This is a genomic window from Pedobacter sp. AW31-3R, assembly GCF_052180285.1.
Classification (GTDB): Bacteria; Bacteroidota; Bacteroidia; order Sphingobacteriales; family Sphingobacteriaceae; genus Pedobacter.
In genome coordinates, this window is sequence record NZ_CP197475.1 from 5,388,297 (window position 1) to 5,401,192 (window position 12,896).

12 protein-coding genes are annotated in these 12,896 nt (G+C 41.7%); 4 read left to right on the forward strand and 8 right to left on the reverse strand.

Annotation, left to right across the window (positions count from 1 at the left end):
- Positions 1-47 precede the first annotated feature (47 nt).
- Positions 48-2,549 (forward strand): M1 family aminopeptidase, encoded by a 2,502-nt coding sequence (locus ACSBL2_RS22115; protein WP_442588734.1) that lies wholly within the window; start codon positions 48-50, stop codon positions 2,547-2,549.
- Positions 2,550-2,674: 125 nt separating this feature from the next.
- Here the strand turns inward: ACSBL2_RS22115 and ACSBL2_RS22120 are convergent, their stop codons facing one another.
- The 4 genes from ACSBL2_RS22120 to ACSBL2_RS22135 all read right to left on the reverse strand — a co-directional run bounded on the left by ACSBL2_RS22120 (position 2,675) and on the right by ACSBL2_RS22135 (position 6,488).
- A complete protein-coding gene (locus tag ACSBL2_RS22120; protein WP_442588735.1) occupies positions 2,675-3,460 on the reverse strand; it encodes a TerC family protein in 786 nt (261 codons plus the stop codon).
- Positions 3,461-3,546: 86 nt separating this feature from the next.
- Complete coding sequence (locus tag ACSBL2_RS22125) at positions 3,547-3,915, reverse strand: STAS/SEC14 domain-containing protein (protein ID WP_442588736.1); 369 nt, start codon at positions 3,913-3,915, stop codon at positions 3,547-3,549.
- Between the two features lie 38 nt (positions 3,916-3,953).
- A complete protein-coding gene (locus ACSBL2_RS22130; RefSeq protein ID WP_442588737.1) occupies positions 3,954-4,121 on the reverse strand; it encodes a hypothetical protein in 168 nt (55 codons plus the stop codon).
- Positions 4,122-4,232: 111 nt separating this feature from the next.
- Positions 4,233-6,488, reverse strand: coding sequence for a TonB-dependent receptor (locus ACSBL2_RS22135; protein ID WP_442588738.1), 2,256 nt, complete (start codon positions 6,486-6,488; stop codon positions 4,233-4,235).
- A gap of 118 nt (positions 6,489-6,606) precedes the next feature.
- On the opposite strand from ACSBL2_RS22135, the gene ACSBL2_RS22140 reads away from it, so the two are divergent.
- The 3 genes from ACSBL2_RS22140 (at position 6,607) to ACSBL2_RS22150 (ending at position 8,403) form a co-directional block, all read left to right on the forward strand.
- On the forward strand, positions 6,607-7,272 hold the full coding sequence (locus tag ACSBL2_RS22140) for a metal-dependent transcriptional regulator (RefSeq protein ID WP_442588739.1): 666 nt from the start codon (positions 6,607-6,609) through the stop codon (positions 7,270-7,272).
- Between the two features lie 48 nt (positions 7,273-7,320).
- Positions 7,321-8,121: a hypothetical protein gene (locus tag ACSBL2_RS22145; protein ID WP_442588740.1), complete on the forward strand. Its 801-nt coding sequence runs from the start codon at positions 7,321-7,323 to the stop codon at positions 8,119-8,121.
- A gap of 66 nt (positions 8,122-8,187) precedes the next feature.
- On the forward strand, positions 8,188-8,403 hold the full coding sequence (locus ACSBL2_RS22150) for a hypothetical protein (RefSeq protein WP_442588741.1): 216 nt from the start codon (positions 8,188-8,190) through the stop codon (positions 8,401-8,403).
- Positions 8,404-8,580: 177 nt separating this feature from the next.
- On the opposite strand, the gene ACSBL2_RS22155 is transcribed toward ACSBL2_RS22150, so the two are convergent.
- The 4 genes from ACSBL2_RS22155 to fucP all read right to left on the reverse strand — a co-directional run bounded on the left by ACSBL2_RS22155 (position 8,581) and on the right by fucP (position 12,800).
- Positions 8,581-10,233 carry a M28 family metallopeptidase gene (locus ACSBL2_RS22155; RefSeq protein WP_442588742.1) on the reverse strand — a complete coding sequence of 551 codons (1,653 nt, stop codon included), beginning with the start codon at positions 10,231-10,233 and terminating at the stop codon, positions 8,581-8,583.
- A gap of 101 nt (positions 10,234-10,334) precedes the next feature.
- Positions 10,335-11,165, reverse strand: coding sequence for an amidohydrolase family protein (locus ACSBL2_RS22160; RefSeq protein ID WP_442588743.1), 831 nt, complete (start codon positions 11,163-11,165; stop codon positions 10,335-10,337).
- A 36-nt stretch (positions 11,166-11,201) separates the two neighbouring features.
- Positions 11,202-11,546 (reverse strand): L-rhamnose mutarotase, encoded by a 345-nt coding sequence (locus ACSBL2_RS22165; RefSeq protein WP_442588744.1) that lies wholly within the window; start codon positions 11,544-11,546, stop codon positions 11,202-11,204.
- Positions 11,547-11,555: 9 nt separating this feature from the next.
- On the reverse strand, positions 11,556-12,800 hold the full coding sequence (gene fucP / locus ACSBL2_RS22170; protein ID WP_442588745.1) for an L-fucose:H+ symporter permease: 1,245 nt from the start codon (positions 12,798-12,800) through the stop codon (positions 11,556-11,558).
- Positions 12,801-12,896 lie beyond the last annotated feature (96 nt).

A 12,896-nucleotide genomic window follows, 5' to 3' on the forward strand; every position in this document is an offset into this window, starting at 1 on the left:
ATAAACGAATATAATCCTTAAATTTATTGCATCATACAAATCTTATTATGCATATAAATTACAAGGACTGCCAGCGCGCAGTGTTCCGAACTTTACTGGTATTTGGGAGCATGCTTACCTTTCCCGTGCTCGCACAGGACAAACAAGAAGATCCACTGCTTAAAATTTACAGGGCTGCACCGGATAAGATTAATGACCTTGTCCATACCAAACTGGATGTTCGCTTCGATTACAAAAAACGTTATCTATACGGTAAGGAATGGGTAACACTGAAGCCACATTTCAATCCGACAGACTCCCTCAGACTGGATGCGAAAGGGATGGACATCAATACACTGTCCATCGTTAAAAACGGTAAAAACCTTCCCCTGAAATTCACTTACGATAGTCTTACCCTGGCTATTAAACTTGATAAAGTTTATCGGGAAAACGAAAAGTATACGATTTATATCAGTTATACCGCAAAACCTGATGAGTTAAAAATTGAAGGTGGACAGGCCATTACTGATGCAAAGGGACTCTATTTCATCAATCCTGACAGTACCGAAAAAGGTAAGCCTGTACAAATCTGGACCCAGGGAGAGCTGGAAAGTTCATCTGCCTGGTTCCCGACGATAGACCATACCAACCAGAAAACCACACAGGAAATCAGCATGACTGTTCCTTCCAAATATGTCACACTTTCCAATGGCCGTCTCACTTTACAGAAAAAAAATACTGATGGTACCCGTACGGACACCTGGAAAATGGATTTGCCCCATTCTCCCTATCTTTTTATGATGGCTGTCGGGGATTTTAAAATCTATAAAGACAAATGGAGAGATAAGGAAGTGAACTATTACCTGGAACCAAAATATGCTCCTTATGCAAAGGATATCTTTGGTTTTACTCCGGAAGCCATGGACTTTTATTCGAAAGTATTGGGCGTTGACTATCCATGGAATAAGTATTCGCAGATTGTAGTCCGCGATTTTGTGAGTGGTGCGATGGAAAATACAACGGCCACCTTACATGGATCTTATGTCCAGGGAACAAAAAGAGAATTGCTGGACCGGTATTTTGATAAAGGAAGAAGTACCATTGTACATGAACTTTTCCACCATTGGTTTGGGGACTATGTGACGGCAGAAAGCTGGAGTAATATCACTGTAAACGAATCATTTGCCAATTTCAGCGAGACCTTGTGGGCAGAACATAAATATGGGCAGGATACGGGGGATGAACATAACCACCAGGCCATGCTGGATTATTTTGCAAATCCTGAAAATGCGAAAAAAGACCTGGTCAGATTTCATTACCACGCCGCACTGGAAGTTTTTGATGCCGTTTCCTATCAGAAAGGTGGCCGTATTCTAAATATGCTGCGTACTTATCTCGGAGCCCCGGCCTTCTTTAAGGGACTCAACATTTACCTTAAAACAAATGCCTTTAAAAATGGAGAGGCCCAGCAGTTGCGCCTGGCACTGGAAGAAGCGAGTGGTAAAGACCTGAACTGGTTCTTTAATCAATGGTATTATAATGCCGGGCACCCTTTACTCGACATCGATTACAGATGGGATGAAGCGACTAAAACCCAGTTGGTTTTTCTGAAACAAACGCAGGAAGCCAAAGCTTTCATTTTACCTATGGCGATTGATATCTATGTTGGCGGTAAAAAAGAGCGCCACCAGATCACGATGCAAGGTAAATCGGATACCCTTAAATTTATCCTGCCGGCCAAACCCGACCTCGTGAATGTAGATGGGGATAAGATCATCCTGATGCAGAAAACCAACCACCTGACCATGGAAAATTACCTTTTCCAATATACCAATGCCCCTTTGTATATGGACAGACTGGAAGCCATTGAAGCCGCATTAAATCTGCAGACTGATCCTTCCGCACAGAAAATATTGATCGCAGCCTTAAATGATAAATATTATCAATTACGTTTAACGACCCTACAGGGACTGGATAAGGGCAATACCCAACTGATCGCAGCTGCCTTGCCGGTTATTCTAAAACTTGCTGGCCAGGATGAAAATACATTGGTAAAAGCCGGAGCACTAAGTGCCCTGAGCAATACAGCAAATGCCAACCAATACCTTGCACTTTTCCAGGCAGCAGTAAAAAATCAGTCCTATGCAATTCAGGGTGCAGGTTTAACCGCTTTAGCACAGTTAAATCCTTCAGAAGCATTACCACAGGCAAAGTCGCTGGAAAAAGATAGCGGCGGCGACCTGATTCCTGCCATTGTAGCTATTTATGCAAACTATGGCACTGATGCAGAATGGACTTTTGTGAACAGCAATTTCAAAGACCTGGGTGCACAGGAGAAATTCGACATGATGAAAAACTATATCTCTTTTGTCATCCGTGTTAAAAATCCGGAGTATGCACAGCAAGGGGTGAGCACCATCAAAGATTTTGCATTAGCCTTCAAATCATATGGTGTTGCACCACAAATCGTTGAAGCCCTGAACTATGTTAAAGGAGAAAGAAGCAAAAGTGGTGATCAGGCTTCAGTTAAGTTTATTGAGGAAGCAGTGAAACAGATCAATGCCAAATAAATGAAGTCACCCCTACTGGTGATATTAAAATTCCTGTTTATACCAAAAAAGGCTGATGATGATCAGCCTTTTTTGGTATAAACATTCCCATAGGATAAAGCTCCTGACAGGTAAGCGGGCATAAATTACTTCGCCGTAGGCTCCACAATGTGTTTTTTAGGGAAATTAAACAGTAATGATGAAAGCACCGGCAATAAGAATATCGCGACTGTAAAAATCGAAACAAAAAGATCTGTCTTCTCTCCTTCTATAAAATGTGAAACTGGTGATTCAGGATAAAAATGTGTGAATAAGGAAGAGGTAAGTTTAATCCCCAGCACACCAATCACCACAAATGCCACAGTTTCAAGAAAAGTAAATTTCTCCATCAGTTTTACAAATGCCTGGGCGACAAAACGCATCGCCAGAATTCCGATGAACACACCAATGTAAATTAAATAGATATGGTCTGTAAACGCTACAGCAGCAAATACATTATCAATAGAGAATGCCAGGTCCATCACTTCCACCAGGGCAACAGTAGCCCAGAATGAACCAATAACCCCAACTGTCGATTTATAAATCCAGCTTTTACTTTTATCGACAGATTCCTCCTCTTCATTGTCTTTCTTGCTCTTTTTGATAAAGAAGTCGACAGCCAGGTACAAGAGATACAGGCCACCCAATGGTTTCAGCCACCAGATTTTGACCAGCCATGCTGCCAGGAATAAACAGATTCCCCTAAATATATAGGCGCCGATAATTCCATACTTCAATGCCTTTTCACGCTGTTCTTTTGGCAAATCCATGACCATAGTGGCCAACACCGCTGCATTATCTACCGATAGCAGGCTTTCAATTACAATTAAATTTAGAATGATGAGAAGGCCGGCCTGTATGTCGTCCCCTAAAATAGTGTGTATAAAATCCATTATGTTAATTTAGATGGACTAAGGTACCTATTTTTATATTTCTCTGCTTTCAAAATCAATTATATCCTGAAAATTCAAGGTTATTGTTATGATTTTATACTTACCCAGGCTATCGCTTCATTCAGTTCAGCAATACTGAATCCTTTTGCTTCACCTGGCGTGACATAGCTGAATAGGTCTGTGAATCTTTCCACCGCCTTCTGGTCGGTTACTATAGCCATTTTTTCCCATTGGGTTAAGTGTTTTATTCCTGCGATCATATCCTGTATCCATGCGCCGGCAGTAAAATTTTCGACCTTGGTATCCAATAAAAGCAGGTAATAGATTTCTCCGTACTTTTCAACCAGCGCAGCAAGTCCGGGTAACAATACATGTTTTAAATCTACTTCAGTAACTTCTCCTATAGCCTGTACACCGAATACATGGTCAGGCAGATTTTCAATTGGTAATAACATAATTTTATTCTTTAATAGTAATTAAATTATCTTTACTTCTAGTCCTGATCATCCGCCGAGGGTTTCGGACCATTTTCATCCTCTCCCTGATCATCGGCATAATCATTGCCTTTAGGCGACTCATTTTCCTTTCTTTCCAGCTGTGCTTTAGATGGACTTTTTTCCTGGTCCGCTGATTGTCCTTTTTCTTTATTGTCTTCCATCATAGGTTTTTTATGGAAAAACAACCTCTTTCCGCTAAAGTTTCTGAAATCTTATAGAGGAATAACAATTTCCGGGAATCAGGTACAGTATATCGTAGCTGTACCTGATTCTATTTATAAATGACTAAGGAGGTTATAACGGATTCCTGCAAAAATCCTTCTTCCCTGTAATGGGGCATAATTATATTCGGTATCAAACGTATAACCATTTGGATTTGATACCGGATCGTTTGCGGTTTTATCAAACGGATCAAATGCGCGTATCAATGAATACTTAGGGATGAATGCGAATATATTTTTTATACCACCATATATTTCAAGTCCGTTCCCAAACTTTTTAGTCAGCTGTACATTGGCAATGGTAAACCAGGGCGAACGCTCCGGTCTGTAATCATTCGGCTGAACCGGCAAGCGCATGGGCCCGGTAAAAACACCGGTAAAATCTACACTGAAATCTTTAGGGAAGGTATAAGACAACAGGTAGTTCCCACTCCATTTAGGAGCATGAAGCTGTGTAGTCCTTATTCTGCCCTGCCCATGGTCATCCAGCTGATACACATCAGAATAGGTAAATCCGGCAAGTACTTTCAGGGGGAAATAAAAACTCAGCTCACTGTTCAGGGAAAGCCCTCTTGAAATCGCATGCCCATTCAGGTTGGAATAGATAATCTGATTAGGGTTCTGATCAAAATCCCCGGTAATCTTATTGGTAAAATAAGAATAGAACCCTGTAATATCCAGGCCTAACAGGAAACTTTCTGAAGGTACTTTCAGTACATAATTTAAATTTCCATTGTAGGAGCGTTCTGGTTTAAGTTCCTCAGTGATCACCACCTGTCTTGCACCTGTAAGTGCGGCATGGTCTTCCGTAAACAGATTAACTACTCGGAAGCCGGTTCCAAAGCTTGCCCTGAAAGTATTTTTAGCATTGGGTGAAAATTTATAGGCCAACCTCGGAGAATGGATACTGCCATGGTGTTTATCGTAATCATATCTGTACCCCGCCAGTAAGGTCTGCCGTTCAGTAAACTTCCATTCATCCTGAATAAAAATTCCTGGCAAAGGTGTTTTTGCCGGTACATTCACCAAGCCATCGGCAGATAGGGTTCCCGGTGTATTGTCGTCATACCAGGTATAACGATAAGTGCCCCCCAGCAACAGGTTATGTTCTTTACCGATCATCTTGTCCCAATACAGCTGTGCAAAACCGACTTGTTGTGTCGCCATATACGGTACATTTCCATACCATGAATTCTGGTTGTGCCAATTATATGAAAATTGGGTCATGATCTTCTCTTTAACTGGTAACTGATACTGTCCTATAAATTCCCATCTCCTGGTATAAATACTCTCCCCATAAATACTGTCAGATCCCCGGTAGGCTTTATTCCAGCTCATTTGTCCCCCCCAACGGTCTTCATTCACAAAACGTGCTGCAATACTGGCTACCCGGTTTTCTTTACGTACAAAATTCCATTTATTAAAAATCGATATCCTGTTTTGCAGGGTCACATCAGTAAAACCGTCCTGATTATGATCTTCAGGATGCTGATAATTGAAATAATTCATGCCCAGCAAACCCTGTACTTTTTTACCACCAAGCTTCAGTGCCGCATCCACATTATACTCCTGCCATGAAGTACCAAAAGCATCAATACTGACCAGGGGTGCATTTTTGGGATTCTTGGTAATCACATTGATTACCCCTCCCATAGCTTCAGAGCCATATAATGAAGATGCCGGCCCTTTCACCACCTCAATCCTTTCTACCAGACTATTGGGTATTCCGCTCAGGCCATATACAGTAGATAAGCTGCTTACAATTGGCATTCCATCAATTAAAATAAGGGTATAAGGCCCTTCCATACCGTTGATATGGATATCTCCCGTATTGCAGATATTACAATTTAGCTGAGGCCGTACCCCGTTGATCATGCCTATGGCATCAAATAAACTTGGTGTAGGATTTTTTTGGAAATGAGAAGGCCGGTATACTTCTACCGGAACCGGACTTTCCAGTCGACTGACTTCTTTCATCGTACCAGTGACAACCACTTCATTAAGATCACCTTCACGCTCTTTCAACTCAACATCCAAAACAATTGTGCTGTCGGCCGCAATATTCACCTGCTGCTTATAGGTAATATACCCCACACCACTTACCGAAAGAGTATAATTCCCCGGAGGAACTTCTTTTAAAGCATAATTACCGGAAACCGGGGTCGCCATCCTGAAAGAGGTTTTGAGAAACATCACTGTAGCCGCAGGCAAAGCTTTTCCGTTTGCGGTAATTTTTCCCTGTACAGCGCCTGTCTGTGCTATAGAAAAAAAGGGAGATAGAATACTGAGCAGTATAATTAGGTATTTCATATTTAATATTTTAGACAAACATAAACACATAAAATAGATAAACCAAATTTTATAATTAGATAAGACTAATTTAAATGATTAGACAAATAATAAGTATCTTTGTTTCATACCCGGTACCATGAAGAAAACCTATTCAGAAGAAAATTATTTAAAGGCCATTTATCACCTCGGAAAAATGGAAAACAAAGTGAGTCCCAAGGCCATAGCTGATGCGCTGGAAAATAATCCAGCCTCTGTAATTGACATGTTAAAAAAGCTTCAGGACAAGGAACTCATCACCTATGATAAATCCAATGGGGCATTTTTAACTCCTCCCGGGGAATCAACAGCACTTGATATCATCAGAAAACATAGATTATGGGAAGTATTTCTCGTGGAAAAACTAAATTATGGTTGGGATGAAGTCCACGATATTGCAGAGCAGCTGGAACATATCCACGATGATCAGCTGGCAAAAAAGCTGGACGACTTTTTAGGGAATCCAGCTGTAGATCCCCATGGTGATCCTATTCCATCTTCCAGCGGTAAAATGCCTGTGTATGCCACAACATTGCTGAGCGATATTTCCATCAACCAATCCTGCAAAGTAGGAAGCGTAAGGGACACCTCTGCTCCATTTCTTAAGTACCTGAAACAGCTGGAGGTAGGCCTTGGAGCCAGGATTACGGTAATCGACAAACAGGAATTTGATAATTCGATGGTCATTACCATTAATGGCGGAACCCAAAAAACGGTCTCTAACAAAATGACCGACCATATCCTTGTCATACCTGATAAGAGTTAAAACTCTTCGCGAAGATCATTGTTGCTCTAGGTAGCAATTACAATGAACATGAAAAGAATACTCCAGCTGTCAAACCTTTTATCACTTATTGTCGCTGTTTTTATCAATTACTATGTAAATGCCAAAAAAGCGGGGACACCATCGATCAGTGAAATATCAGGTAAATACGATACGCTCCTTACGCCGGCGGGTTATGCTTTCAGCATTTGGGGACTGATTTACCTGGCACTTTTTGTTTTTGCCATTTATCAGCTGCTGGATATTTTTTATAAAAAAATTGATACCAGTTATGTGAATGAAATTGGATGGTGGTTCAGCATTGCCAACCTGGCCAATGCGGCCTGGGTGATTGCTTTTACACAGGATATGCCCGGATTATCGGTCATGGTTATGCTTGCACTCTTTTTTTCCCTGCTGAAAATAGTGGTAAATACCCATATGGAAAAGTGGGATGCCCCTGAAGCTACCATTGGATTCCTGTGGTGGCCTATCAGCCTTTACTTCGGATGGATCAATGTTGCGCTTATCGTGAATATTGCGGCCTGGCTAACTTCCCTGGGCTGGACAGGCGGGCCATTGGGTGCTGCACCCTGGGCAATTTTGGTACTGGTAGTTGCTGCTGTCATTTTTATTGCCATGGTATGGAAACGCAATATGCGTGAATATGCTACAGTCGGGGTTTGGGGCATCGTTGCTATTGGGGTAAAAAATTGGAACACACAGGCATCAGTAGCTTATACTGCCATCATCATTTCAGCAGTGATATTGCTGAACGTAATGGTCCATGGATACCAGAACAGAGCTACCGCACCTTTTATGCGGACAGCAAAACGAATTGGAGAAAATTGAAATCTGTTATAACCGTAATTTAAATCAGCTACACCTGTTACAAAACAGGTACTTAATTATAACACTATGGAAAACACAAAAGGAAATTTAGTACCGGATAATGATCCCTGTCAACAAAAAGATAAAGACCAGGCGAAGGCAACAGGCCTGGACAACTGGAATGACCGTCTGGATGAAAACCTTGAAAAGGAAGAAAAGGGTAATTTATGGGCCGATGAGAAGGCCAAAGAATATTCAGCAGAAAAAGGGAGCGGCGACCAGTCTGATGCCAGTAACAGTTGATCAGATCCCTTTATTCATTCATGAATTACCCAATCTATAGTAAATATAAAGTGGGGGTATCAGCAATGAAATTCGGTTTCTGAAAATTGAATAGTTGAAAATATCCCTGCCTGTATGAATTAACAACAAAAAAGGGTTACCATGATTTATGAAGTTATGATAACCCTTCTTTGATTTTTATTTCAACGATTTCTCTCTTGCGGCCATAAACTCTGAGCCTTTTTTCCATTTCGGGAAGGTAGACTCATTGCTTAAACGATACCCCATATCAAATAATAGTCGTATATCTTCAATAATGCCAGTACGGTCGCTGATGGCCTCAAAATTATCTTGTGGTGAGTGGTACCTTGATTTGGTATAGGCAGCCACTTCTTTCAACCCCCATTCTTTTCCATGTTCCACATTGTCAACGCCAGAACCCGTGAATAAAGAAGGTATTCCTACTTTTGCGAAATTAAAATGATCGGAACGGTAATACAATCCTGAGGAAGGTACAGGATCTCTAACGATAACTCTCCCCTGTTTTTTCGCCGAAGCTTCAGCATAGTCTTCCAGTTCAGACTGTCCATAACCATATACAATAATATCTTTTGTTTTACCGGCAAGTCCCATCATATCCATATTGATATCTGCCACCGTTTTGTTTGCTGGGAAAACCGGGTTTCTGGAATAATATTCAGATCCGATCAGTCCCTGTTCTTCCCCGGTAAATGAAATAAATACAATAGACCGGCCTGGCTTGTGTGCCGATTTCTGGAATGCTGCTGCCAGTTCCAGCAGTGCAGCAACACCCGTAGCATTATCCACTGCTCCATTGTAAATAGAATCCCCTTTTACGGTTTCTCCTATACCCAGGTGATCCCAGTGTGCAGAATAAATAATACACTCCTCAGCCCTTTCAGCCCCTGGAATAGTTGCAATTACATTATTTGATACTGACTTCTTGATCTGATTATGGATGGTCAGTGAAGTCGTTGCCTGCAGGTCTACCGCTTTAAAACCTTTGTGGCCTGCAGCGGTAAACAGGGCATCCGACTGTCCGCTCAATTTAAACAACTGTTTAGCAATATCCATCGTAATCCATCCTTCAACAATCGCAGGGGACGCATGGTTATCAGCTTTCTCTGCCTGCAATTTAGATTTCGACCATCCACTTCGTACAACTGACCATGGATATGCGGCCGGAGCCGTATCGTGAATGATAAGGATACCGGCAGCACCCTGACGCGCAGCTTCTTCAAACTTATAGGTCCAGCGGCCATAATAGGTCATGTTTTTTCCTTTAAACAGCGTAGAATCAGCAAATCCAGGATCGTTAATCATCACCACGACAGTCTTACCTTTGACATCAATCCCGGCATAATCATTCCAGTGGTATTCAGGGGCTACAATTCCGTAACCTGCAAACACCAATGGAGACATTTTTAAATGAACACTGGGTTTAACATGTTTGGTGCCTGCGACAAAATTTTCCAGATAGGTTGCCGTAACTGCCCCTTTTAATCCCTGAAACACCAGTTTATTGCCTGGAACAGACTTGATTTCCACCATAGGAACTTCCTGAAAATAACTATTGCCATTCCCCGGTTTCAGGCCCAGCTTACTAAATTCCTCTTCCAGGTAATGAATGGTTTTTGTTTCACCGGTTGTAAAAGGTTTCCTGCCCTGAAAATCATCTGAGGCCAGGATCCCCATATGTTTTGCGAGGCTGGTATCATTAATGGCCTGAATTGCTGTAGAGTCTGCATCAATGGCATCGACTCCAGGATGCTGTGTACAAGAAATAAAGAAATATCCCGCAAAGATTAAAAATAATAGGTGTTTCTGCATTATATGAATTTTAAGTCAATTTACCATAAAAAAACCAATTCAGAAGAATTGGCTCCAATAGCTTACTTTAAAGAAGTAAAAACACCATAAAAAGAGAAATATTAATCTAATTTATAAAAATGGGTGGCATTACCGCCAAAAAACAACTCCTGTTCAGCTGTGCTAAAATCCCTGAAATAAGAACTGACCAGATTAAAAACCTGTGCATAACTCCCGGCAGCCAGACACACAGGCCAGTCAGATCCATACATTACCCTGTCTATCCCAAAAGCATCCACAACCACATCAAGATAGGGCTTAAAATCTGCTGGTTTCCAGTTTTTGAGATCCGCTTCAGTCACCATTCCGGAAATCTTGCATGATACATTACGGTGCTGTGCAACCCCTTCCAGATCCTTTTTCCATTGGCTAATATTTCCATTTTTTATCTCCGGTTTCGCAATATGGTCTATGACAAAACGGGTATCCGGAAACATGGCAACAAATTCAGGAACAAACTGGAGTTGGTCTGCAAAGATCAGGATATCATAGCTCAGGTCGTACGTGGCCAGTTTACTGATCCCTTCAAGAAAAGGGGGACTTAACATCAGGTCCCTTTTTGCCTCACCTTGCAATACATGCCTTAGCCCCTTGAATTTCGGATGCGAACTGAATTGCTGTAAATAGTCAGCCACATCAGGCGACTGCAGGTCTACCCATCCGACTACACCTTTGATGAATTCATTGGTGTCGGACAATTCCAGCAAAAATGTTGTTTCCTCCACCGTCTGGTCAGCCTGAACGGCTACACATCCCTCTATATGATTCTCCTGTAAAACAGCAGACAATTGGTCCGGCAAAAAATCACGACGTATAACAGCCATATCATCTCCTATCCATTCGTGTTTCAGGGGATCATAATTCCAGAAATGTTGGTGTGCATCTATCTTCATTATCTAATTATATATCGGTTAGCTAAACTAGTTAAATCAATGCGCTATCTTTTTCAGGGCAAAAATCTGGTCCATTAACACCCATTTTTCTCCGGGTTTTGCCGAAGGAAGCGCCTGCTGGTATTTCCACATGAGCTGCTCCCATTCCTGAACTTTTGGATTCGCTGCATCCATCTCCGCTTTGTGCGCAAAGCTGAACTCCTCATCAGTATCCATGATCATCACCAGCAAGGTATCCACCCTATAGATTTGCATATCAATGATTCCTGATCCAAGGATACTCGCCTTTATTTCCGGCCATACATTTTTATGCATTTCCTCATATTCTGCAATAAGTTCTTCATCGTCTTGCAATCCAAGGCCTAAACAATATCTTTTCATATCTTTGTATTAATGTGCAGTTCCCATCTTCACTCCTTTTATCTTCAGGTTGGTCAGTGCAAAATAAAAGATCACACAGAAACACACAGCAGGAACGATATAAGCGGTCTGAATATTTGTACTGTCAGAAACCCTGCCCATAATCACGGGAAAGATGGCACCACCGACAATTGCCATAATCAAATATGATGAACCTTCCTTCACTTTTGAGCCCAAGCCCCTGATTCCCAAAGAAAATATCGTAGGGAACATAATCGACATAAAGAATTCAACCCCTATCAGTGCATATACGGCTGCTTTTCCAGCTAAAACTATTGCAGCGATAACCAGGAAAACATTAATCACACTGTAAACAGCCAGTAATTTCGGAGGTGAGATAAATTTCATTAAAAAAGTACCGATAAACCTGCCTGCCATAAAACCGAGCAGGGCACCAGAAAGGAAAAGCGCAGCAGATTTTTCAGCAATACCGGCCACATGAGAAGAAAAACGGATAAAAAAGCTACTTACACACACCTGCGCACCCACATAAAAGAACTGAGCGATCACCCCCATGACAAGGTTTTTCTGTCTCCAAAGGGATACTTTCCCAGCCTCATCTTCCTCTTTCTCCTGTATTTCCGGCAAGGGTGTACGCATTAAAAATACGGCAACCAGCAAAACGACCAAGCCTATAATGATAAAAGGAAGTTTAACGGCATCAGCTTCAGTAGCGAGGTAATTGTTTACCTGTTCGGGAGTCATTGCTGCTTGTGTTTCCGCATCCAGTGAGTTTCCGGAAAGAATAAACATCCCACCAAGGAAGGGAGCAAGGGTTGCCGCCAGCCCATTAAATGACTGGGCAAAGTTTATGCGCTGCGTAGCCCCTTCAGGATCACCCAATACCGTGATATACGGATTCGCCGCAGTTTCGAGAAAGGTTAATCCGCTGGCGATAATAAATAAAGCGCCTAAAAAGAATACATAGGAACGGGTATGTGCCGCAGGATAAAAAAGAAAAGAGCCTATAGCAAAGAGTAACAGACCCAGTACAATTCCACCTTTATATCCGAACCTTTTCATGAATTTACCGGCGGGTATGGCCAGCAGGAAATAAGCAATATACGAAGCGGAATCAATGAATGCCGATTGTGTATCGGTTAATTGACAGGCCTTCTTTAAATGCGGGATAAGGATAGGGTTGAGGTTAAGTGCAAAACCCCACAAAAAAAACAGGGATATAATAAGCACTACAGCGAAATGATTTTTTTTCATCTTAACTTCGTTAACAAACAGGTTTACATATTTATATTATGGTGCGTCCAAAGTAAGTATGATTTGGGATAAGAAACAATACGCTCTTATCCATTC